The 22938-nt window shown below is 41.6% G+C and carries 22 protein-coding genes; all 22 read left to right on the top strand.

The genetic code is table 11. From position 1 onward, the window contains the following. Positions 1-18 precede the first annotated feature (18 nt). Positions 19-177 (top strand): hypothetical protein, encoded by a 159-nt coding sequence (locus RHS_RS29970; RefSeq protein ID WP_395021077.1) that lies wholly within the window; start codon positions 19-21, stop codon positions 175-177. 67 nt (positions 178-244) lie between these two features. Continuing rightward, the gene (locus tag RHS_RS02920) at positions 245-1306 is read left to right on the top strand and encodes an Ig-like domain-containing protein (RefSeq protein ID WP_047832253.1); all 1062 of its coding nucleotides are present in this window, start codon (positions 245-247) and stop codon (positions 1304-1306) included. A gap of 129 nt (positions 1307-1435) precedes the next feature. After that, on the top strand, positions 1436-1585 hold the full coding sequence (locus RHS_RS02915) for a CD1871A family CXXC motif-containing protein (RefSeq protein ID WP_044296781.1): 150 nt from the start codon (positions 1436-1438) through the stop codon (positions 1583-1585). Positions 1586-1596: 11 nt separating this feature from the next. Further along, on the top strand, positions 1597-2475 hold the full coding sequence (locus RHS_RS02910) for a 4Fe-4S binding protein (protein WP_047832252.1): 879 nt from the start codon (positions 1597-1599) through the stop codon (positions 2473-2475). Positions 2476-2606: 131 nt separating this feature from the next. Beyond that, entirely contained in the window at positions 2607-3758 is a 1152-nt protein-coding gene (locus RHS_RS02905; RefSeq protein ID WP_047832251.1) for an ABC transporter substrate-binding protein, read from the top strand. A 60-nt stretch (positions 3759-3818) separates the two neighbouring features. After that, entirely contained in the window at positions 3819-4739 is a 921-nt protein-coding gene (locus RHS_RS02900; RefSeq protein WP_197041661.1) for an ABC transporter permease, read from the top strand. Between the two features lie 13 nt (positions 4740-4752). Then, on the top strand, positions 4753-5547 hold the full coding sequence (locus tag RHS_RS02895) for an ABC transporter ATP-binding protein (RefSeq protein WP_027293921.1): 795 nt from the start codon (positions 4753-4755) through the stop codon (positions 5545-5547). Between the two features lie 407 nt (positions 5548-5954). After that, a complete protein-coding gene (locus RHS_RS02890) occupies positions 5955-6374 on the top strand; it encodes a hypothetical protein (protein WP_027293922.1) in 420 nt (139 codons plus the stop codon). Positions 6375-6386: 12 nt separating this feature from the next. Next, a complete protein-coding gene (locus RHS_RS02885; RefSeq protein WP_027293923.1) occupies positions 6387-6575 on the top strand; it encodes a CooT family nickel-binding protein in 189 nt (62 codons plus the stop codon). Between the two features lie 45 nt (positions 6576-6620). Further along, positions 6621-7496, top strand: coding sequence for a methylenetetrahydrofolate reductase (locus RHS_RS02880; protein ID WP_047832250.1), 876 nt, complete (start codon positions 6621-6623; stop codon positions 7494-7496). A 30-nt stretch (positions 7497-7526) separates the two neighbouring features. Further along, positions 7527-8297 carry an AAA family ATPase gene (locus RHS_RS02875; RefSeq protein WP_027293925.1) on the top strand — a complete coding sequence of 257 codons (771 nt, stop codon included), beginning with the start codon at positions 7527-7529 and terminating at the stop codon, positions 8295-8297. A 163-nt stretch (positions 8298-8460) separates the two neighbouring features. Next, on the top strand, positions 8461-10353 hold the full coding sequence (gene cooS, locus RHS_RS02870) for an anaerobic carbon-monoxide dehydrogenase catalytic subunit (RefSeq protein WP_027293926.1): 1893 nt from the start codon (positions 8461-8463) through the stop codon (positions 10351-10353). Positions 10354-10392: 39 nt separating this feature from the next. Next, positions 10393-11163 carry an AAA family ATPase gene (locus tag RHS_RS02865; RefSeq protein ID WP_027293927.1) on the top strand — a complete coding sequence of 257 codons (771 nt, stop codon included), beginning with the start codon at positions 10393-10395 and terminating at the stop codon, positions 11161-11163. 14 nt (positions 11164-11177) lie between these two features. Beyond that, positions 11178-13307, top strand: a complete 2130-nt coding sequence (gene acsB / locus RHS_RS02860) for an acetyl-CoA decarbonylase/synthase complex subunit alpha/beta (protein WP_027293928.1) — start codon at positions 11178-11180, stop codon at positions 13305-13307. A 188-nt stretch (positions 13308-13495) separates the two neighbouring features. Beyond that, the gene (acsD, locus tag RHS_RS02855) at positions 13496-14437 is read left to right on the top strand and encodes an acetyl-CoA decarbonylase/synthase complex subunit delta (protein WP_027293929.1); all 942 of its coding nucleotides are present in this window, start codon (positions 13496-13498) and stop codon (positions 14435-14437) included. 26 nt (positions 14438-14463) lie between these two features. Further along, the gene (gene acsC, locus RHS_RS02850; RefSeq protein WP_047832249.1) at positions 14464-15807 is read left to right on the top strand and encodes an acetyl-CoA decarbonylase/synthase complex subunit gamma; all 1344 of its coding nucleotides are present in this window, start codon (positions 14464-14466) and stop codon (positions 15805-15807) included. Positions 15808-16031: 224 nt separating this feature from the next. Then, positions 16032-16817 (top strand): carbon monoxide dehydrogenase/acetyl-CoA synthase methytransferase subunit, encoded by a 786-nt coding sequence (acsE, locus tag RHS_RS02845; protein WP_027293931.1) that lies wholly within the window; start codon positions 16032-16034, stop codon positions 16815-16817. Between the two features lie 3 nt (positions 16818-16820). Beyond that, a complete protein-coding gene (acsV, locus tag RHS_RS02840; RefSeq protein WP_047832248.1) occupies positions 16821-18737 on the top strand; it encodes a corrinoid activation/regeneration protein AcsV in 1917 nt (638 codons plus the stop codon). Between the two features lie 38 nt (positions 18738-18775). Beyond that, entirely contained in the window at positions 18776-19414 is a 639-nt protein-coding gene (locus tag RHS_RS02835; protein WP_044289334.1) for a DUF3786 domain-containing protein, read from the top strand. A 57-nt stretch (positions 19415-19471) separates the two neighbouring features. Next, positions 19472-21157, top strand: coding sequence for a formate--tetrahydrofolate ligase (locus RHS_RS02830; RefSeq protein ID WP_027293934.1), 1686 nt, complete (start codon positions 19472-19474; stop codon positions 21155-21157). A gap of 180 nt (positions 21158-21337) precedes the next feature. Further along, complete coding sequence (locus tag RHS_RS02825) at positions 21338-21967, top strand: cyclodeaminase/cyclohydrolase family protein (RefSeq protein ID WP_027293935.1); 630 nt, start codon at positions 21338-21340, stop codon at positions 21965-21967. Positions 21968-22086: 119 nt separating this feature from the next. Further along, on the top strand, positions 22087-22935 hold the full coding sequence (locus RHS_RS02820; protein WP_027293936.1) for a bifunctional 5,10-methylenetetrahydrofolate dehydrogenase/5,10-methenyltetrahydrofolate cyclohydrolase: 849 nt from the start codon (positions 22087-22089) through the stop codon (positions 22933-22935). The last annotated feature ends 3 nt before the right edge of the window (positions 22936-22938 follow it).

Raw genomic sequence — 22938 nt, 5'->3', positions numbered from 1 at the left:
AAGGCTGTCTTATGTGAATTGGTTAGAGCCACACCGAATCTGGATGCGATTTATGTAGTAAATCCGGGCGATTATAGCATTTGTGAGGAAATAGCCAAAGTGGACATGCAGAAAAGAATTCGCATTATTACAAATGATATCGTAAGCAGACAGATGTATTTGATTGACAGTGTGTGATTGGTGCGACAATCGGGCAGCAACCTGAAAACAGAGGAATGTTGTCCATGAATTTAGGAGGAAAGTTATGTGCGGAGCAGGGAGTAAAGTAAAAAGATTGTTATTGGGAGTAGCGGCGGCGCTGGTATTTTTTAGTGTAGTCCCGGATGTATTACCGCTTACTCAGAATGTTTCCATGGTAAAGGCGGCTGGCATAAAAATTGTACCAAAGAATGTTACCTTGATTAAGGGACAACGAAAAAAGCTGAAGGTGACAGGAACAAAGAAAAAAGTTACCTGGTCAATTAGCAATAGGAAAATTGCAGAGGTCAAAAAAGATGGAACACTGGTCGCAAAGTCCGGTGGGTCGGCTAATATAACGGCAAATGTCGGAGGCAAGAAATATAAAGGCAGCGTCAGGGTAGAAGTTCCCAAATTAAGTGCCAAAAGTAAGACCCTTAAGGTGGGACAGACTTATAATCTGAAGTTGGAAAAAACAAAGCAGAAGGTTACCTGGAGCAGTTCAAGAAACTCCGTTGCAACAGTAACAAAAAAAGGTAAGGTAGAAGGGAAAAAGACTGGGAGTGCAACCATAACTGCAAAAGTACCCGGAAAGAAATTTACCTGCACCATTAAGGTAATTGCAAAAACAGATTCACCTGATAAATCCATTTCCGCAAGCCATACTAAATTAAAAAATTTCATTCTCTCCTATGGGGAAAGAAACAGCTCCGGAAATAGGTTTATCAAACAAACAGATGCCCGTTCAGGCTATACATTTGGCATCGTATATGAGAGTGCATATGACAGGTTTAGTTTTTTAAGTGTATTTGATGAAAGCGAAGCAAGTCTGGGGTTTTCCATGAAGGTAGAAACGGTCAGATCTGATTTGATCAAACCTGAACTTATTTTTTCGGTTAACAATTCATATGCCGGGTTTAGGGCAACTGCGGAATTTAATGCATCGAAATATAAGAGGAATTCTAAGGTTTACTTTACAATAAGCAATTATTCAGGGATAGTGACTGAGAGTGGCATACAGGAAACAGCTAATTTGGGACTGCAGTTATCGTTTATGAACTGGGATTATCTGCTGAGAAGCCAGACAGGCCTTTCCATGAAGGATATCGGGTTTACGTCCTATAAATAATGGGCAAGAGTACCAGGGGCATCGGTCACAGATGCCCCTGGTTTTGTCTTCGCTTGCAACTTTTTCCCGGGAATGTTATACTAAAACGTGTTTTAAACTGCCGCAATTAATCAAATTGGAGGAAAACAGATGGTAAAATTTTTAAAAGAAAACAAAGCAGCCCTTGTTATCATATGCGCAGCCGCAGTATTCCTCATTGTAGGCGTGTTTAACGGGGAAGCAGCAACGGTGTTCCAAAAGGCAACCAATATATGCCTGGAATGCATTGGGATCGGATAAGGAGGCGTAAGATGGGAATATTGACAAAATTAAGGAATCACATACGTCTCGTTGTACAAATTGCATTTACAGCTGTTTCAAATGGTTATGTGAATGGATTTCTGGGTGGGACCATTTTTAAAGGAAGTACAAAAAATCTCTGTGTGCCGGGTTTGAACTGCTATTCTTGTCCGGGAGCATTGGGGTCATGCCCCATTGGTTCGCTTCAGGCGGTGCTGGGCAGCCGGAAATACCAGTTCTCTTTCTATGTAATTGGTTTTCTGATGGCATTTGGAGCTTTCTTCGGTCGCTTTATCTGCGGGTGGCTGTGTCCTTTTGGACTTGTTCAGGATTTGCTTCATAAGATTCCGTTTCCGGTAAAAATACGGAAGGTTCCGGGTGATAAGTATTTAAAGTATCTGAAATACATAATTCTGGTTGTATTTGTTATCATACTACCGATGTTTGCGGTAAATCTTCTGGGAAATGGAGACCCCTGGTTCTGTAAGTGGATTTGTCCTTCGGGAACACTGTTTGGCGGTATTCCACTGGTATCAGCCAATCCTCCGCTGCAGGAAGCGATCGGCTTTCTGTTTAACTGGAAGATGGGAATCCTGATTTTAATCATAGTGCTGTCAATCGTAATATACCGCCCATTCTGCAGATATCTTTGCCCATTAGGTGCAATATACGGATGCTTTAACAAAGTGTCCATTTACCGCTATAAAGTGGATGATAAAAAATGTATAAATTGTAAAAAATGCCAGAAAGTATGTGAAATGAATATACCGGTATATGAGACGCCAAACAGTGCAGAATGTATCCGCTGCGGGAAATGCAAAAAATCCTGTCCTACGGGAGCGATATCCTCTACTATGTCAAAACTTTATGGTACATTTTACAAAAAATAATGGGATTTATTGAATTTTTTCATATAATATATTGACCTTTTTCTTGAAATAGTGTATAGTCACATTTATGAACATGACGCTTTAATGCGAGAAAGCGTTGATTCGGAAAAGAAAATAGGAGTGAGGATATTATGAAAAAAGCATTATCTATGTTATTAGCAATGGGTCTTGTTGTTTCTATGGCTGTTGGATGCGGTTCAAATAGTGGAAGCACTGAGACTTCAGCATCAAAAGAGACAAGCGCAGCTTCTACAGAGGGTGCCTCTGCAGAAGGCGCTGCCACAGACGCAGCAGGAGACACGGATGCTGCAGAAACAGCAAGTGCAGCAAAAGCAGATACGGATAAGGTCTATAAGATTGGTGTCTGTCAGTTGGTGCAGCATGATGCTTTGGATGCGGCTTATGAAGGGTTTGTAGAGGGCTTGAAGGAAGCTGGATACGTAGACGGAGAAAATATCCAGATTGATTACCAGAATGCTCAGGGCGACCAGTCAAACTGTAGTACCATTGCGTCCAAACTGGTTAATGACCAGTCAGATTTAATTCTTGCAATTGCAACGCCTGCAGCACAGGCATGCGCAAATGCAACAGAGCAGATTCCTATTGTACTTACAGCAGTTACAGATCCTGCAGCAAGCGGATTAGTTGAATCAAACGAAGCGCCGGGTGCAAATATTACCGGGACATCTGATTTGACACCGGTAAAAGAGCAGATGGACTTATTAAAGGAAATGCTGCCGGATGCAAAGAAAATTGCAATCCTTTACTGCTCCAGTGAAACCAATTCCAAGATCCAGGCTGATATGGCAAAAGAAGCTGCAGAAGCAATCGGATTGGAGACACAGGATGCAACCGTTTCTAACTCTAACGAGATCCAGCAGGTAGTTCAGAACCTGGTTGGTAAAGTAGATGCTATTTATGCGCCTACTGATAATATGATTGCAGCAGGAATGCAGACTGTTTCTATGGTAGCAAATCCGGCTGGTATTCCGATCATCTGCGGTGAAGAAGGAATGGTGAATAACGGAGGCCTTGCAACCAGAGGTATTAATTACTTCAATCTGGGTAAACAGACAGGGGCACAGGCTGCTAAAATTTTAGCCGGCGAAAGTGATCCTGCGGCTATGCCTATCGAGTATTTAAAAGATGTTGATACCGTAATCAACAAAGATGCAGCAGAAGAACTGGGACTTGAGATTCCGGCTGACTTACAGGAGTTTGTTAAAACACCGGCTGCAACAACAGAGGCTTCTTCAGAGGAGACTTCTGCGACAGAAGAATAAGAAAAGTGGCTGTTTCAAAAGGTATTTTGAAACGGCCATTTTATAACAATGGAGGTAGAGATGAACATTTTAATGGCAATATTTGGGGCAGTGTCCCAGGGGTTATTGTGGAGCCTGATGGCACTGGGGGTATACATAACATTTAAAATATTGGACTTCGCAGATATGACATGCGATGGTAGTTTTGCACTGGGCGGATGTATCAGTGCGGTTTTTTGCGTTAAGCTGCATATGAATCCATTTCTGACCCTGTTTTTTGCACTGGCTGCAGGAGGATTGGCAGGAGCAGTTACTGGCATACTCCATACAAAGCTTAAGATTCCGGCTATATTATCGGGAATCCTGACGATGATTTCTCTCTACTCAATTAACCTGAGAATTATGGGGCAGGCAAATACGCCTATTAATACCAGAGAAAAAGGAACTGACACCATAGTAACAATGCTTGTAAAATTGCTGCCGGACAGTCTTCAGAAAAATACAAATATCAATACGATCGTAGTCTGTTTTATCGGACTGATTATAGCAATTGCCGCAATCGTCTTGCTCTATTGGCTCTTCGGAACAGAGATCGGAAGTGCACTGCGTGCTACCGGAAATAACGAAGCTATGATCCGGGCATTGGGTGTGGATACAGACAAAATGAAAATATTCGGTCTGGTTATCGGGAATGCCCTTGTCGGATTGTCAGGTGCTTTAGTTGTGCAGGCGCAGAAGGTTGCGGACGTAGGTATGGGAACCGGTACTATCGTAATCGGTCTTGCGTCTATTGTAATTGGTGAAGTTGTTATGGGAAAACGTCTGAACTTCGCAGGAAAGCTTGGCTCTGCTATTTTAGGATCTATCCTGTATCGTGTAATTGTAGCAGTAGTTCTTCAGTTAGGTATGGATTCCAATGATATGAAACTGTTAACAGCGGTTATTGTAACAATTGCTCTGGCCGTTCCGGTATTTTCTAAAAAACTGGTAGTTAAGAATTAGGAGGCGAGCAGATATGTTGACAATAAAAGAGGTATATAAGACATTTAATCCCGGGACAATTAATGAGAAAAGAGCACTTCAGGGGCTGAATCTGCATGTCAACCCTGGGGATTTTATCACAATTATAGGTGGTAATGGTGCAGGTAAATCTACGATGTTAAATATGGTTGCCGGTGTATACCCCATTGATTCCGGAAGCATTGTGCTGGATGGGGACGATATTTCCAAAAAACCGGAGTATCAGAGAGCCGGAAATCTGGGGAGGGTCTTCCAGGATCCCATGATGGGAACGGCTTCCAGTATGGAAATACAGGAAAACCTTGCACTTGCTTACAGAAGAGGCAAGAAAAGAGGTCTGGGCTGGGGAATTACCAAAAAAGAGAAGGAAATATTCCAGACTGCCCTTAAGTCACTGGATTTAGGTTTGGAGGACCGCATGACTTCCAAGGTCGGGCTATTATCAGGAGGCCAGCGTCAGGCGCTGACACTGCTCATGGCTTCTCTACAGCGTCCGAAAGTGCTGCTGCTGGATGAACATACGGCTGCACTGGATCCAAAGACAGCCAAAAAAGTACTTGATCTCACGGTTAAGATTGTAGACACCCACAATCTGACTGCACTTATGGTTACGCACAACATGAAGGATGCCATCCGTATCGGCAACCGGTTAATCATGATGTATGACGGACATATTATCTATGATGTATCCGGTGAGGAGAAGAAAAATCTGCAGGTGGCAGACCTTTTGAAAAAATTTGAAATGGAAAGTGGCGGAGAATTTGCCAACGACCGAATGATTTTAGCTTAATTGTGAAAAAATTAATGGAAAAGATTGCTAATTTTATGATAATGATTTATTATAAAATTAGCATTTTTTATTTTTAAAATTATCCTTTCGTAAATTGTATGTTTAATGAGTAAGGCGGGGAATGAGGCGCAGGTTATGCAATGCAGGGGTTCTGTTAGACATGAATATAATATGGATTTCGGACAGCATGATGAGGATGTTAATTATTTGGCAATGCAGCAGTTTAGTGAGTCGAAGTGATGTTATATATTTGTAAGTATTAGTGAATCTTCTAAAATTATTTAAAAAAATACAATACTCATTGTTGAGAATTCATATATTGTATGTTATAATATCCCCATCTAAGGGTTATGATATATGACTCTGTGAAGCTTTTAACAAATAAGAGGAAAGGAGAGTGGATAACAGTGCATTTAGTTAAAGATGAAAATGGTAACATTTGTGCGCATGCGCATGAACATGTCCATCCTCACACCCATACCTACGAACACAACCATGCACATGACCATGAGCATGGCCACGAAGAGGAACATAAGCATTCTCATGATGGAAGTTGCAGCTGCGACAGTACATCCTGCAATGAGAGCAGTTGTGGATGCGGATGTGGTTCCGGGGAAGAAAACCCCAACAAAGAAAATATTGCGTTATTAACCTACATGTTACAGCATAATGAACATCATGCGGCAGAGCTGGATCAGATGGCGGCTAAGTTAAGAACAGCCGGTGCCGAAGGCGCAGCAGAACAGATCAAGAAAGCAGTAGATGAGTTTCAAAAAGGAAACATGTATTTAGGAGTTGCACTTGCAATGGTCAAGGAGCAGCAATAGGAGGTCATAGAGATGTGCTTAGCTACGGCATATAATATCAATAAAGAAGACAGTATTATTTTACAATATGTTAGTATGATCGAAGTGGAAGGCATGAACATCACTCTGACTGATGTAATGGGGGAACGAAAAGTCGTGGAAGGAACCATCGCTATGGTGGACCTGACCGGCGGAGTTGTTAAAATTAATTGTCCTGATTAGGAAGGATAATTAAAATAAAACTAAAAAAACGGAGGTATTAGTTAGATGAAAAGCGTAATCGACATTATGAAGGAGAGAACATCATTTTCTTTCGAGGTATTCCCTCCAAAGGCTGAACAGCCAATGGAACCATTATTAAACACACTGGACGAACTCTATCAGTTTGATCCGGATTTCATCAGCTGTACATATGGTGCCGGCGGTTCTAATGCAGGGCGTAATGTGGAAATTTGTAAAGCTATTGCGGACAGCGGACACAGAGCAGTAACTCATTTTACATGTATTGGAAACACAAAAGAAAAAATGAAAGCTGAGTTACAGGCATACCTGGATAATGGTGTAAACCATATTCTGGCACTTCGCGGAGACTTACCGGCAGGCTGGGAAGGAACACGCGGAGATTTCAACTATGCAAATGAACTGGTAGCATTCATCAGAGCAGAATTTGGTGATCAGTTTACCATCGCCATGGCCGGAGATCCTGAAAAACATATTCAATGTCCAACCTTTGAGGAAGATATTGCACATCTGAAAATGAAACAGGATGCAGGCGCTGATTATATTATGACTCAGCTTTGCTTTGATATTGAGCAGTTTAAGAGATGGGTAGATCAGATCAGAAATGCCGGAATTACACTTCCTATCGATGTAGGTGTAATGCCTGTATTAAACAAAGATGCTACAATCCGTATGGCATTGTCCATGAACGGATGTTCAATTCCAAGAGACCTTGCTGAAGTAATCAGTAAATATTACAATGATCCGGAAGGATTTAAAGAAGCAGGTATCGATTATACCGTACATCAGTTATACCAGTTCATTGGCGAAGGTGTAGAAGGTATACATTTATATGCATTAAACAAATCTGCGGCAGTTTCCGAAATCTTAACAAGATCCGGACTCAGAGCAAAAGCAGAATAGACTATAGGGAAATGACAGGAGGCACCCGTTATGACACATACAATTGCAGTTGCAGGAAAAGGCGGAGTGGGAAAAACCACAATTTGCGGACTTATTATTCAGTATCTCTGTGAAAAGGGAAAAAGACCGATTTTGGCAGTAGATGCTGATGCGAACTCAAACCTGAATGAAGTTCTCGGAGTGGAAGTAGATATGACTCTGGGCGATATCAGAGAAGAAGTGGCACGTGCGGAAAACAGTGTAAAGAACCCTATTCCGGCAAGTATGTCTAAAGCAGACTATATGGAAATTATGTTCAACCGCTGTATGGTGGAAGAAGATGATTATGATTTACTTGTTATGGGAAGAACCCAGGGAAAAGGCTGCTATTGTTTTGTAAACGGACTGCTTCAGACACAGCTTACAAAATTGCTGCCGAATTATAAATACATGGTGATGGATAATGAGGCGGGGATGGAACATATCAGCAGAGGCGTCCTGCCCAAAGTTGATACCATGATTCTGGTAAGCGACTGTTCCAGAAGAGGAGTACAGGCTGTAGGGCGGATTGCAAAGCTTGTAAATGACTGTGAGATGAATCCGAAAGATATGGGATTGATTATCAATCGTGCTCCAAATGGAGAACTGAACGAAGGAACCCGTGAAGAAATTGAGAAACAGGGTTTAAAGCTTTTAGGAGTCGTTCCGCAGAACTCGGATGTATACGAATTTGACTGCGATGGAAAGCCTACAGTTGAACTTCCTGAGGATTCACCGGTGAAAAAAGCGATAAGAGATATTGTGGATGCATTAGGTCTTTAATATTATGAGTTATTAATTCCCCTTGATGGAAGGGATCACCAGACACCAGGGGGATTAATTTTAAAGAGAAATATCCCGTGGGGGCGGATAATACGAAATGAATTTCGTATGTTGGGATAAAAACAGCCCCGGGAAAACAACCCAATTTTAAAGGAGGTTTATAATGGGAAACTTTAAATTAACAACAGTAGAAGAATTTGAAGCGGCTACAGCCAGATTGTTGGAGACAGGCGCAAAGGTTGGTGCTGATGCCTGGCAGTTCAGAGTAAAAAACCAGACACCACACTGTAAATTCGGCGAGACAGGTGTCTGCTGTAAAATCTGTGCTATGGGACCTTGCCGTATTACTCCAAAGGCTCCAAAAGGAATCTGTGGATGTGACGTACATGGTATCGTAGGAAGAAATTACCTTAAATTTACAGCAGGCGGATCTGCTACACATTCCGATCATGGTCGTGAAATCTGCCATACACTTTATGAATCAGCTGCGGATGGCAACTACAAAGTAAAAGATCCGGAAAAATTACTTCGTATTGCTAAAGAGTGGGGTGTAGAGACCGAAGGAAAAGATATCTACGATCTGGCTCACGAAATCGCTGAAATGGGTATGATGGAATATGGTAAGCCATTCGGAACCCAGAGATTCTTAAAGAGAGCACCAAAACATACTCAGGAAATCTGGGAAAGAGAAGAAATTGCACCAAGAGCAATTGACCGTGAAGTTTCATGTTCTTTACATATGGCTCATATGGGATGTTCCTCCAAACCGGAAGCGCTGATCAGACAGTCATTCAGAGCAGGTCTTTCTGATGGTTGGGGCGGATCCATGATGGGAACGGAATTCTCTGATGTTCTCTTTGGAACACCGAAGCCGGTTGATACAGAGGCAAACCTTGGTGTTATGGAAGTGGAAAACGTAAATATCGTTGTTCACGGACATGATCCTTCACTTTCAGAAATGATCTGTGAATATGCGGATGATCCTGAATTAATTGCTTATGCGAAAAGCAAAGGTGCTAAAGGCATTACCGTATCCGGTGTGTGCTGTACTTCCAATGAAGTTGCTATGCGTCGTGGTATCCCGATGGCAGGAAACTTCTTACAGCAGGAAAACGTAGTACTTACAGGAGCTTGTGAAGCGATTGTAGTTGACGTACAGTGTATTTTCCCGGCACTTGGTCCTTTAAGCAAATGTTTCCATACAAAATTCATCACAACTTCTCCGATCGCTCAGATGCCGGATTCTGAATTCATCAGATTCAATGCTCATACAGCAGGCGAGAATGCAAAAGCGATTGTAAAAGCTGCTATTGACAACTTCGAAAACAGAAATCCGGATCTGATCTACATCCCGGATATGAAACAGAAAGCTACTGTTGGTTATTCTGTAGAAGCAATTGTTAAAGTGTTGGATGGCGTTACAAATTCACAGGTAGATGAGACAGGAACAACAAAACCATTACTGGAATGTATTACATCCGGTGTACTACGTGGTGCTGTTGCTATGGTTGGATGTAACAATCCGAAGATCAGACCTGACCTTGCTCACATCGAATTAATGAAAAAATTAATCGCAAACGATATCGTAGTCATTGCATCCGGTTGTGCTGCTCAGGCGGCTGCTAAGGCAGGACTTATGGACAAAGCTGCAAAAGATATTTGCGGTGCAGGTCTTAAGAGAGTTTGTGAATTAGCTGATATCCCTCCAGTATTACACATGGGATCTTGTGTTGATATCAGCCGTATGATGATTCTTGCATCTGAACTTGCAAAAGATTCAGGACTTAATATTTCTCAGCTTCCGGTTGTGGGATGTGCTCCTGAGTGGATGTCTGAAAAAGCAGTATCCATTGGTAACTACGTAGTTTCTACCGGTATCGATACATTCCTTGGAGTTGATCCTTATGTATCCGGTTCCAGTGAAGTTGCAGAGTTACTGACAAGCGGCGTAAGAGAATGGGTTGAAGCAGCATATACGGTTGAAAAAGATATAGATAAGCTTGTAGATGCTATGATTGACAGAATTGAAGAAAAGAGAGCGGCTCTTGGTATCTAATCGGGAGAACGCTGCTATTGGCAGCAGATTGGAGTTAAAATGAAAATTGCAGTTACCGGAAAAGGCGGAGTAGGAAAGACAACTTTTGCGGCCACTTTGGCCAGATTATATGCACAGGAAGGGAAGAATGTCCTGGCGGCGGATGTGGATCCGGATGCAAATTTAGGATTAGCCCTTGGTTTTTCTGATGAAGAATTAGATCAGATCGTACCGATTACCAAAATGCGTAAGCTGGTGCAGGAACGTACCGGTGCAAATGACGACAATAAGTTTTATAAGATCAACCCGAAAGTAGACGATATCCCGAATAAATTTGCAAAGTCAGCAAACGGCGTAAAACTGCTGGTTCTTGGCACCGTTGATACGGCTGGAAGCGGCTGTGTATGTCCGGAGCATGTAATGCTCAAAAGGATTATCAATCATCTTGTTTTAAGAAGCGATGATGTGGTAATCCTGGATATGGAAGCGGGCCTGGAACATCTGGGACGGGGAACTACCGAGGGAATGGATCAGTTTGTGGTTGTAATTGAACCCGGTGCAAGAAGCATCCAAACCTACAAGAATGTAAAGCGTCTTGCAACGGACCTTGGTGTGAAGCACGTGCGGGTTGTGGCGAACAAGGTGCGTAATGAAGAGGACGAAGAGTTTATAAAATCCAAAATTCCGTCAGAAGATTTATTGGGCTTCATTCACTACAACACGGAAGTGATCGATGCGGACCGGCAGGGAAAATCCCCCTTTGATTTTAGCGACACCGCAACAGAAGAGATAAGAAAAATAAAAGAAAAGATCGATAATACAAGTATCTGATTGGAGGTATAACAGTGACATTATTTGATAGAGTATTTAGTGGAAATGATGCCGTATACGGATTGACAGAGCAGGCAATTGACGGTGCAATCGCACAGCATGGCGCTGATAAAGCAGTAAGTTTTCCAAATACAGCATACAGCTTACCTTGTTACTATGGTGTAACAGGAACAAAAATCGCTAATTTAGGTGATTTAAAAACAGCTCTCGGAGTTGTAAAATCTTTAATGACCAGAGAAAAACGTCTGAATGATGCATTTATGTCAGGTGTTGCTACAGCTCTGTGTGCAGAGTTTATTGAAGTGTTAAAATATATTGACGGAGCTGCTCCTTACGAAGATCCATGCTATGGACATTTAAGCGATGCAATTATCCGTGAGCTGGGCGTTCCTCTTGTTACAGGAGATATCCCGGGTGTAGCTGTAGTCCTTGGTACTGCACCAACTGCACAGGAAGGTGTTGACCTGATTAAGAGCTATCAGGCACAGGGTATCCTGGTAACATTGGTTGGCGGAATCATCGACCAGTGTGCAGAATTAGGCTATAAAACAGGCGCTAACGTTCGTGTTATTCCGTTAGGAAAAGACGTAACAAGCGTAATCCACGTAGTATCCGTAGCAATCAGAGCTGCTCTGATCTTCGGTAATATTACAGCAGGAGATGCAGGCGCGTTAATGAAATATACATTTGAAAGAGTTCCAGCATTTGTAAATGCTTTCGGACCTTTGGATGATGTAGTAGTTGCCTGTGGAGCTGGTGCAATTGCACTTGGTTTCCCGGTAGTTACAAACGAAACAGAAAATATCTTCCGCGTACCAAAGAGCTTAATCGTTCAGGAAGATGTAGCGAAATTCAACGCAACATCTCTGGAAGCAAGAGATATTAAGATTAAAATCACCAAGATCGATATCCCGGTTGCATTTGCATCTGCATTTGAAGGTGAAATCATCCGCCGTGGTGATATGCAGGTAGAATTCGATGGTTCCAGAGTTGACTGTTTCGAATTAGTACAGGCAAAAGAAGCAACAGAAATCGAAGATCATAAGATTGAAGTAATCGGACCGGACTTTGACGAATTCGAAGTTGGAAGCAAACAGAGTATTGCTTACATAGTAGAAGTTGCAGGAAAGAACATGCAGTCTGATTTCGAGCCTGTATTTGAACGTAAATTCCACTCCTACATCAACTGTATCGAAGGTGTAATGCATACCGGACAGAGAGATATGATCCGTGTACGTGTGAGCAAAGATACCTTTAATGCCGGATTCAGAGCAAAACATATCGGTGAAGTTCTGTATGCTAAAATTAAGAGCGAATTTGCAGCAGTTGTTGACAAATGTCAGGTTAAAGTTATTACGGATGCAGCGGAATGTACAAAACTTCGTTCAGAACTGGCTGTACCAAGCTATGACAAACGTGATGAAAGACTTAGTACATTAACAGATGAAGGTGTTGACGTATACTACAGCTGTATTATGTGTCAGGCATTCTCACCGTCTCACGTATGTGTTGTTACACCTGAAAGACTTGGACTTTGCGGTGCTGTTTCATGGCTGGATGCAAAGGCTACCAACGAACTTGATCCTCAGGGACCATGCCAGGTTATCACAAAAGGCGGCTTAATTGATGAAAGAACCGGATCTTATCAGGATGTTAACGATGCGGTTAAGAAATATTCCCAGGGTGCTCTTGAAACAGTAACCTTATATTCTATCATTGAAGATCCTATGACATCTTGTGGATGTTTTGAGTGTATCTGTGGTATTGAGCCATTATCCAATGGTGTATGTATTGCGAACCGTGAATATGCAGGAATGACACCAATCGGTATGACATTCCCTGAATTAGCTTCCATGACAGGCGGCGGTGTTCAGACACCAGGTTTCATGGGACATGGTAAACACTTCATCGCTTCTAAGAAGTTCATGAAAGCAGAAGGCGGTGTTGGCAGAATCGTATGGATGCCAAAAGACTTAAAAGATCAGGTTGCTGAGAAGTTAAATGCTACCGCGAAAGAATTATATAATATCGATAACTTTGTTGATATGATCGGTGATGAAACAGTAGCAGAAGATCCGGAAACATTATTAGCATACTTAGAAGAAAAAGGTCATCCGGCACTTAGCATGGAACCAATGATGTAATTTGATTTAAGAATCACCAAAGCTTTTGTTTATACCGGAGATATCTATAAATATTCAGTAAATTCAAGGGTTTTTAATGGGAGTGTTCTTAAAGAAGTACAAAGATTTTATGGATTTTTAAGGCAGACTGTTGTAAAATATAATTATGTTTTACAACAGTCTAAAAACATGAAGGAGGTTTATTAGAAATGCCATTTAATGCAAAATCAGGAAAGTTCAGCGCAAATATTAACACTGTTGAAATTGGATGCGGGGACAAGAAAATTACCATAGGCGGAGAAAATGTATTACCATTTTATACCTTCGATGCTCCTATCGAAAACGCACCAAAAGTAGGTGTTGAGATCACAGACTTCGGTTTAGAAAATGAACCGGAATTTATTCAGAAATATTATGAAGGCTGTGCAACTGTAGCTGATATGGCTAAAAAAGCCGCAGCTATGGAAGGTGCTGATTTCCTTTGCCTGAGATTAGAAGGCGGAGATCCCAACGGAGCTGACAAATCTACAGAGGAATTAATTCAAATCGTAAAAGATGTTGCAGCAGCAGTAGACGTGCCACTTGTTATTGCGGGATGCAAGAACGTTGAAAAAGATGCAGAACTTTTAAGCAAAGCTGCCGAAGTACTGGAAGGCAGAAATGCAATGCTTTTAGCAGCAAAGGAAGAAAACTACAAGACAGTTGGTGCAGCAGCAGGCCTGGCTTATAAGCAGGTAGTAGGTGCTGAATCAGCAGTTGATATCAACCTTGCAAAACAGTTAAATGTATTATTGTCACAGTTAGGTGTCAGCAGTTCTAACGTTGTTATGAACGTAGGTACTGCAGCAGCAGGTTATGGTTTTGAATATGTTGTTTCCACCATGCAGAGAGTAAAAGCAGCAGCTTTATCTCAGAATGATGGAATGTTACAGATGCCGATTATAACACCGGTAGCATCTGAAACATGGGGCGTAAAAGAATCAATGGCTTCAGAAGCTGATATGCCTGAATGGGGAGATGTTGAACAGCGCGGTATTGATATGGAAGTAGAGACAGCAGCAGCAGTTTTAGTTTCCGGATCAAATGCAGTTATTTTAAAACATCCTGTATCAGTTGCAACTATTTCAAAATTAGTCAAAGAATTAGTATAATTGCTGCTTAAGGAGGAAAAAGAATTATGGCACTTAAAGGTCTTGATATATTTAAATTATCACCTAAGAAAAACTGTAAGGAGTGTGGATGCCCAACATGTATGGCTTTCTCAATGAAGGTTGCACAGGGCGCTATGGATATCAGTGCATGTCCGCATTTCTCACCGGATGCATTAGCAACTTTATCAGAGGCTACTGCACCACCAATGAAAACAATTAAAGTCGGAACAGGCGAAAATGAATTTACTTTAGGCGGAGAAACTGTTCTTGAAAGACACGAAAAAACTTTTGTAAGTAAGACAAGATATGCAGTTGCTCTTTGCAATTGTATGGATGAAGCAGCAATTGACGCTAAGCTTGCAGCAATTCCTAAGGTTGATTACGAACGTATCGGCGAAAGAATGTTTGTAGAGATGGTCTATGTTAACTACAGCGCTGATGGAGTCAGTGATTATGTAGAGCTTGTAAAAAAAGCAGCGGCTCTGAACAGAACTTTAATTTTAGGATGTACAGATGTTGAAGTTGCAAAAGCAGCTCTTGAAGTATGCAAAGACAGCAAACCAGTATTAAATGGAGCAGATGCTTCCAATTATGAAGCTATGAGTGCAATAGCTGTTGCAGCAGGTGCTGTACTTGGTGTTCGTGGAGCAGATATAAATGAATTATATGATACTGTTGCTAAATTAGAAGGACTTGGAAACAAGAACCTGATCCTGGATGCGGGATGTAAATCCATTAAAGATGCATTTGCAACAGCAGTTCAGATGAGAAAAGCAGCAGTTAAAGACAGTGACAGAACATTTGGTTATCCGTCAATCGTAAATGTAGCAGCACTTGCAAAGGGAGATATCCACATGCAGGCAGCTTTAGCATCTATGTTTACAATTAAATATGGCTCTATCATAGTAATGGAAGAAATGACTTATGCTCAGGCATTGCCGTTATATGGTTTAAGACAGAACGTATTTACAGATCCTCAGAAACCAATGAAAGTAGAACCGGGTATTTACCCAATCAATGGAGCAGATGAGAATTCAGTTTGTCTTACAACTGTAGACTTTGCACTTACATATTTCGTAGTATCCGGCGAGTTAGAGCGTTCCGGAGTTCCTTGTAATCTGATTATCAGTGATGCAGGCGGATTATCCGTTCTGACAGCATGGGCAGCAGGTAAATTATCTGCAAGTTCTATTGCTAAATATTTTGGAGAAGCTGATATCGAAGGCAAGATCAAAAACAGAAAATTAATTCTTCCAGGTAAAGTAGCTGTTTTAAAAGGTGAAGTAGAAGCGAAACTTCCGGGATGGGATGTCATTGTAGGACCAAATGAAGCTGTACAGCTTGTGAAATTCTTAAAAGATATGCAGTAATTTTCTCTATACTAATATAGTATGGCAGAAATCAGTAAATGATTTTACTAACAATATGTAACAGTTCAGACAGCATGAACTGTTACACATCCAGCCCATTGAAATTCGCCTGCGGCGAAGGGCTGGATGTCTGCAGGCTTCAGGTTTTCATACGGTCGGCGCAGTAAATGCGCAGACCTGTCTGAAATGTTACAACAATTTCAATTAGAGAAGGAGATTAAACAATGGCAAAATTCGTAACAATTGGTGAAAGAATCCACTGTATTTCCCCAGTTATCCGTAAAGCAATGGCAGAAAGAGACGGAGCTCCTATCATTCAGCGTGCAAAAGAGCAGCTTGATGCAGGCGCAACTTACTTAGATGTAAATATCGGACCGGCTGAAAGCGATGGCGAAGAATTAATGAAATGGGCTGTTCAGCTGCTTCAGAATGAATTCGACAATGTACCGCTGGCACTGGATACCGCTAATAAAAAAGCGATTGAAGCTGGTATTTCCGTATATAACCGTTCAAAAGGAAAACCAATCGTTAACTCTGCAGATGCCGGAGACAGAATCGAAAATATCGATTTAGCTGCAGCAAATGATGCAATTGTTATCGCATTATGTTCCGCAGAAGGCGTTCCATCTGATAATGACGAACGTATGATGCACTGCCAGAACATGTTAGAGAGAGGTCTGGAACTTGGCATGGAACCTACTGATCTCTGGTTTGACCCGTTATTCCTTGTTGTTAAAGGAATGCAGGACAAGCAGATGGACGTTTTAGAAGCAATTAAAATGTTCAGCGATATGGGATTAAACTCTACAGGTGGATTATCCAATAACTCTAACGGTATGCCAAAACATATCCGTCCGATCATGGATTCTGCTTTAGTAGCTATGGCTATGATGAATGGTTTGACTTCCGCTATCGTAAATCCTTGTGATTTAAGATTGATGGAAACAATCAAATCCTGTGATGTATTTAAAAACAATACCTTATATGCGGATTCCTATCTGGAGATCTAATATATGCATAAAGTTACTTTTAAGTTTGAAAACAGCGAAGATATTATTGTCTTCGCTGCTTTCGGTGAAAGCCTTCTTGAGGTAGCGAGAAAAACAAACGTAGCTATCGATGCACCGTGTTCAGGAAATGCATCTTGCGGGAAATGCAGAGTAAAGCTCGTTGGCGGTGAATTAGAATCAAAAAAGACGCGTCATATTACGGATGAGGACTATGCCGAAGGCTGGCGTCTCGCCTGTGTCAGTACCATAAATGCGGATGTGGAAGTACTGGTGCCGGATATTGCCTCTGCTTACAGAAGCCGTATGAAAGTGGCAGATCTAAGTTCGCCGGAAGAATTAAAGATTTTTTCCGATGCAAAAGAACAGATTTTAGAAGCAGGTATTGAACTGAAGAATACATTAGAGATTTTGAATGTATCTATGGATGAGCCTACTTTGGATGATACCATGCCTGACAATGAGCGGTTTACCCGCGCAATTACGGCAATAACCGGTATTGAAAAGATCCGTGTTCCATATTCGGTTTTGAAGAAATTGCCGGATGTGCTTAGGGAAAGCAATTTTTGTGTCAAAATAATTGTAAGAAAAATTGAAACAAATATATTTGTATATGATGTTTTCCCGGAGAATGAAGATGTGATTGTAGGTGGAATTGCAATTGATATCGGAACAACAACGGTTTCAGCAATTCTGATTAATATGCTGGACGGATCTATTCTTGCAAAAGGTTCTTCCGGAAACGGACAAATCCGTTACGGTGCCGATGTAATTAATCGTATAATTGAATCGGCAAAACCAGGCGGCAAGGAGAGACTGCAAAAAGCAGTTATTGAAGAGACGATTAATCCGTTGATCCAGACCATGTGCAGACAGGCGAAACTGGATCCTATGAGTATATATCGTATGTGTATTGCAGGTAATACCACTATGAACCATTTATTAATGGGTATCAATGCTGATCCTCTTCGTATGGAACCATACATTCCAACCTTCTTTAAAACGAATTCACTGTATGCATCTGATATTGGAATTCATATTAATCCGGATTCCCATATTATTATAGCTCCAAATATTGGAAGCTATGTAGGCGGAGATATAACAGCAGGTGCTTTTGTAAGTGCACTGTGGAATAAACCGGAGTTTTCCTTGTTTATTGACCTTGGTACCAATGGCGAGATTGTATTTGGTAACTCTGACTTTTTAATGAGTTGTGCCTGCTCAGCAGGACCGGCATTTGAAGGAGGGGATATCAGCTGTGGCATGCGGGCTACAGATGGAGCAATTGAAGCTTGTACCATAGATAAAGAAACAATGGAGCCAAATCTCTCTGTAATTGGAGATGAGGGGACGAAACCGATTGGAATCTGCGGTTCCGGTATCATTGATATTATCAGTGAGTTATTCCGTTGCGGCATTATTAACCCTAAAGGTAAATTTGTCCGTGAAGGAAAACGCGTAAGACACGATAAATTTGATATGGGCAGCTATGTGCTGGCATTTGAGTCAGAAGCAGGGTCTGTGAAGGATGTGGAGATTTCAGAAGTTGATATCGATAATTTTATCCGTGCAAAGGGAGCAATTTTCTCTGCAATCCGGACGATGTTATCTTATTGTGATTTTGATATTTCAATGATAGAACATGTTTATGTAGCAGGTGGCATTGGAAGCGGTATCAATATGGAAAATGCAATTCATATTGGGATGTTCCCGAAAGTTCCTTTGGAATTGTACCAGTATATTGGAAATTCATCCCTGTCAGGGGCATATGCAATGCTTTGCTCTACTCAGGCTGAGCGGAAAGTATATGAAGTTGCAAGAAATATGACTTATCTGGAATTAAGTGCAATCCCTCAGTATATGGATGAGTTTGTTGCAGCATGTTTCTTACCGCATACAGATACGACACTATTTGAAGACTAACTAAATTGGGATATTGAAAGGGAGCAATGGGAATACATATGAATATTGAGTACGAAAAAGACAACAAAGAACGAATCCCGTTCGAGCATTACCTTGAAGAATATCGCAAAATAGATCCGATTGAAGCAAGCAGACGCACAGGAGTTCCCTTTGATGAAGAAAAGCAGGTATTTACGCTGCGGATGATGCAGAAAAGTTATCTGATATCTTATCCGGAATTCAGTGTGGAAAAAGCAGAGACTGATGATGAGACATATGGTGCCCTTATGGAAGAAATATCTGCAAAGATTATTGCAATCCGTTTTTTGACAAAAGGCACAGCATCTGAGACAACCGGAAAGTATCTGACTTATCGTGAAGTGCCCTGGGGTGAGGTTTATTTCAGACAGTTTCAGGGCAGATGCCTGATGCGTCTGGCATTTTCCTACGGTTCAAAGTTAGAACTTTTTCAGGCACAAATGGAAAAAGTGGGCGCCGTAAGATTAGAGCTTGGCGATGTATCTTACGAGTTTGAATTCATAAATGGATATTTTGTACGATTTATTCTATGGGCTGGGGATGATGAGTTTCCACCGTCATCCCAAATACTATTTTCTGATAATTTTCCACTATCCTTTGAAGCAGAGGATCTGGCAGTTGTTGGAGATGTGTCCATCGGCACATTAAAAAAAATCTAAAATCCGTTAAAGTGTCAGGAAAACATTGGACGGATAGTTTTGAAAGGAGATATTTCTATGGGTTACAAATCAGACATCGAAATTGCACAGGAGACTACCATGTCCCCAATTACAGAAATTGCAGCAAAAGCAGGTATTGACGAAAAATATCTGGAGCAATATGGTAAATACAAAGCGAAAATTGACTACAACCTTTTAAAAGAAAGTGATGCTCCAAACGGAAAATTAGTTCTTGTAACAGCAATCAACCCGACTCCGGCAGGTGAAGGAAAAACGACAACTACGGTAGGTCTGGCTGATGGTTTACAAAAACTGGGCAAGAACGTTATGGTTGCGCTTCGTGAGCCATCTTTAGGACCGGTATTCGGCGTAAAAGGCGGCGCAGCAGGCGGCGGCTATGCACAGGTAGTTCCGATGGAAGACATCAACCTTCACTTTACAGGTGATTTCCATGCTATCGGTGCAGCCAACAACTTACTGGCAGCGATGCTGGATAACCATATCTTCCAGGGCAATGCATTAAACATCGACCCAAGAAAGATCACTTGGAGAAGATGTGTGGATATGAATGACCGCCAGCTTCGTAATGTAATAGACGGACTGGGCGGAAAGACAAACGGAATGCCTAGAGAAGACGGATATGATATTACCGTTGCATCTGAAATTATGGCAGTATTATGTCTGGCAAAAGATATCACAGATTTAAAAGAGAGACTTTCCAAGATTATCGTTGGATATACATATGGAAAAATTGCAGAGCAGAAACCGGTAACCGCAGGCGACTTAAATGCACAGGGCGCTATGACAGCACTGTTAAAAGATGCTCTGAAACCAAACCTGGTTCAGACTCTGGAACATGTGCCTGCAATCGTTCACGGCGGACCATTTGCCAATATCGCACATGGCTGTAACTCTGTAATTGCAACAAAGATGGCATTAAAACTGGGTGATTACGCAATCACAGAAGCAGGATTCGGCGCTGACCTTGGAGCAGAGAAATTCCTGGATATCAAATGCCGTATGGCAGGGCTTACCCCTTCCGCAGTTGTTATCGTAGCAACTGTGCGTGCATTAAAATACAATGGCGGCGTTCCAAAGGCTGACTTGAATAACGAAAACTTAGAAGCACTGGAAAACGGTATGCCAAACTTACTGAAACATGTAAGCAACATCAAAAATGTATACGGACTTCCATGCGTAGTGGCAATCAATGCATTCCCAACGGATACCAAGGCTGAATTAGACCTGGTAGAAGCAAAATGTAAAGAACTTGGTGTAAACGTAGCACTTTCTGAAGTATGGGCAAAAGGCGGCGAAGGCGGCGAAGCTCTTGCAAAAGAAGTAATCCGTTTGGTAGAAGAGCCGAGCGAATTCCACTATTCTTATGAATTAGAAGGAAGTATCGAAGATAAATTAAATGCAATCGTACAGAAAGTATATGGCGGAAAGAAAGCAGTTCTCACAGCAAATGCTCAGAAGCAGGCGAAAGAACTGGAAAACCTTGGATTCGGGAACTGCCCGATCTGTGTTGCTAAGACACAGTACAGTCTGACAGATGACCAGACAAAGCTTGGCGCACCGACAGACTTTGAAGTAACAGTACGTAACTTAAAGATCTCCGCAGGAGCAGGCTTTATCGTAGCCCTCACAGGAGAGATCATGACCATGCCAGGACTTCCAAAAGTACCGGCAGCAGAAAGAATCGACGTAGACGAGACAGGAAAGATTTCCGGATTGTTCTAGAGCGTGTTTGAAAATTCATTTCCGCGCAGCTGACAGAAAGCAATTTTCAGACAATCTTTAGAATCAATGGATAAAGCTTGGAAAAGCTTTGATTTGCAGGAATTTATATTGATAAGTCCGAAATGGGGCGTAGTATTTCATATATTACGCCCCATATTAAAAAACATGTAGGAGGGTATTATGGGATTTTCAACTGTACCATGTAATGAATTTGTAGAAGTATTAGCATCCAAAGCTCCGGTTCCGGGCGGTGGCGGAGCATCAGCATTAGTGGGTGCCATTGGCACAGCACTGGGAAATATGGTGGGAAGTTTAACTGTAGGTAAGAAGAAGTATGCAGAAGTGGAAGAGGAAATGTACGCGTTAAAAGCAAAATCCGACCAGCTTCAGAAAGATTTCTTGACATTAATCGAGAGAGATGCGGAAGTTTTCGAGCCCCTTTCCAAAGCATACGGTATGCCCCGTGAAACCGAAGAAGAAAAAGCAGAAAAAGCACGTGTAATGGAAATTGTTTTAAAAGATGCCTGTTCCGTACCCATGGAAATCATGGAAAAATGCTGTGAAGCAATTGATATTATTGTAGAATTTGCAGCAAAAGGAAGTACACTTGCCATCAGTGATGCTGGTGTTGGCGCAGCATTTTGCAAAGCAGCATTAGAAGGTGCCAGCTTAAACGTATATATTAATACGAAATCTATGAAGAACAGAGAGTATGCCGAAGAATTAAATAAAAAGGCAGATGAGATGTTAGAGAAATATACAAGTCTTGCAGACGAAATCTTTCAGAGTGTGCTTGGAAGACTGAAATAGGAGAAAGAGAAAGTTGGAAGAAAATTATGAAATAGAAAGGAAGCCACGCTGTAATTCTTTCAACTTGTTTTAATTGTGGCAGTATTGCAGGAAATCTGCAATATGCAATGGGTATAAAAATGGCAAAACAATTACTTGGAAAAGAAGTAACGGCAGCTTTAAATGAAAAAATCAAAGCAGATGCAGAAGCGCTAAAAGGAAAAGGAATTAATCCTACTCTTGGAATTATCCGTGTTGGGGAAAGACCGGATGATGTCTCTTATGAAAGAGGTGCAACAAAACGCTGTGAAACTTTGGGCGTATCTTATGAAAAATTCTTACTCCCTGCAGATGTATCACAGGAAGAATTAATGGAAACCTTAGATAAGGTGAATAAAGATGAGAAAATCCACGGGATTTTGATCTTCCGTCCATTGCCAAAGCATTTAGACGAAGATGCAGTTATTAAAGCTTTGAATCCGGAGAAAGATGTAGACGGAATTACAGATGGTTCTATGGTGGGTGTGTTTGCCGGAACAAAACAGGGATTTCCTCCATGTACTCCACAGGCATGTATGGAAATACTGGATCACTATAAAATCGATTGTACCGGTAAAAAAGCGGTTGTTGTGGGACGAAGCCTGGTAGTAGGAAAACCCGCGGCTATGATGCTGATTAAGAAGAATGCTACCGTAACGATCTGTCATACAAGAACAGTGGATATGCCTTCTGTTGTAAAAGAAGCCGACATTGTGATTGTAGCTGCAGGACGTGCGGGAGTAGTAGATGGTTCTTATTTGTCAGCAGGACAGACTGTAATTGATGTTGGAATCAATGTGAATGAGGAAGGCAAGCTCTGCGGCGATGTAAAATACGATGAAGCAGAACCGATTGTAGAAGCAATCACACCTGTTCCGGGCGGAGTAGGAAGTGTAACAACTTCCGTTCTGGTAGGACATGTGGTGGAAGCGGCTATGAGAACCTTATAATTA

Source organism: Robinsoniella sp. RHS, from assembly GCF_001029355.1.
Taxonomy (GTDB): domain Bacteria; phylum Bacillota; class Clostridia; order Lachnospirales; family Lachnospiraceae; genus Robinsoniella; species Robinsoniella peoriensis.
Note: the sequence above shows the minus strand (reverse complement) of the source record. Positions and strands in the feature narration are given on the sequence as shown.

Coding starts and splice junctions, on each gene's coding strand:
- RHS_RS02920 (WP_047832253.1), top strand. CDS start 245: ATGTGCGGAGCAGGGAGTAAAGTAAAAAGATTGTTATTGGGAGTAGCG.
- RHS_RS02915 (WP_044296781.1), top strand. CDS start 1,436: ATGGTAAAATTTTTAAAAGAAAACAAAGCAGCCCTTGTTATCATATGC.
- RHS_RS02910 (WP_047832252.1), top strand. CDS start 1,597: ATGGGAATATTGACAAAATTAAGGAATCACATACGTCTCGTTGTACAA.
- RHS_RS02905 (WP_047832251.1), top strand. CDS start 2,607: ATGAAAAAAGCATTATCTATGTTATTAGCAATGGGTCTTGTTGTTTCT.
- RHS_RS02900 (WP_197041661.1), top strand. CDS start 3,819: ATGAACATTTTAATGGCAATATTTGGGGCAGTGTCCCAGGGGTTATTG.
- RHS_RS02895 (WP_027293921.1), top strand. CDS start 4,753: ATGTTGACAATAAAAGAGGTATATAAGACATTTAATCCCGGGACAATT.
- RHS_RS02885 (WP_027293923.1), top strand. CDS start 6,387: ATGTGCTTAGCTACGGCATATAATATCAATAAAGAAGACAGTATTATT.
- RHS_RS02880 (WP_047832250.1), top strand. CDS start 6,621: ATGAAAAGCGTAATCGACATTATGAAGGAGAGAACATCATTTTCTTTC.
- RHS_RS02875 (WP_027293925.1), top strand. CDS start 7,527: ATGACACATACAATTGCAGTTGCAGGAAAAGGCGGAGTGGGAAAAACC.
- cooS (WP_027293926.1), top strand. CDS start 8,461: ATGGGAAACTTTAAATTAACAACAGTAGAAGAATTTGAAGCGGCTACA.
- RHS_RS02865 (WP_027293927.1), top strand. CDS start 10,393: ATGAAAATTGCAGTTACCGGAAAAGGCGGAGTAGGAAAGACAACTTTT.
- acsD (WP_027293929.1), top strand. CDS start 13,496: ATGCCATTTAATGCAAAATCAGGAAAGTTCAGCGCAAATATTAACACT.
- acsC (WP_047832249.1), top strand. CDS start 14,464: ATGGCACTTAAAGGTCTTGATATATTTAAATTATCACCTAAGAAAAAC.
- acsE (WP_027293931.1), top strand. CDS start 16,032: ATGGCAAAATTCGTAACAATTGGTGAAAGAATCCACTGTATTTCCCCA.
- acsV (WP_047832248.1), top strand. CDS start 16,821: ATGCATAAAGTTACTTTTAAGTTTGAAAACAGCGAAGATATTATTGTC.
- RHS_RS02835 (WP_044289334.1), top strand. CDS start 18,776: ATGAATATTGAGTACGAAAAAGACAACAAAGAACGAATCCCGTTCGAG.
- RHS_RS02830 (WP_027293934.1), top strand. CDS start 19,472: ATGGGTTACAAATCAGACATCGAAATTGCACAGGAGACTACCATGTCC.
- RHS_RS02825 (WP_027293935.1), top strand. CDS start 21,338: ATGGGATTTTCAACTGTACCATGTAATGAATTTGTAGAAGTATTAGCA.
- RHS_RS02820 (WP_027293936.1), top strand. CDS start 22,087: ATGGCAAAACAATTACTTGGAAAAGAAGTAACGGCAGCTTTAAATGAA.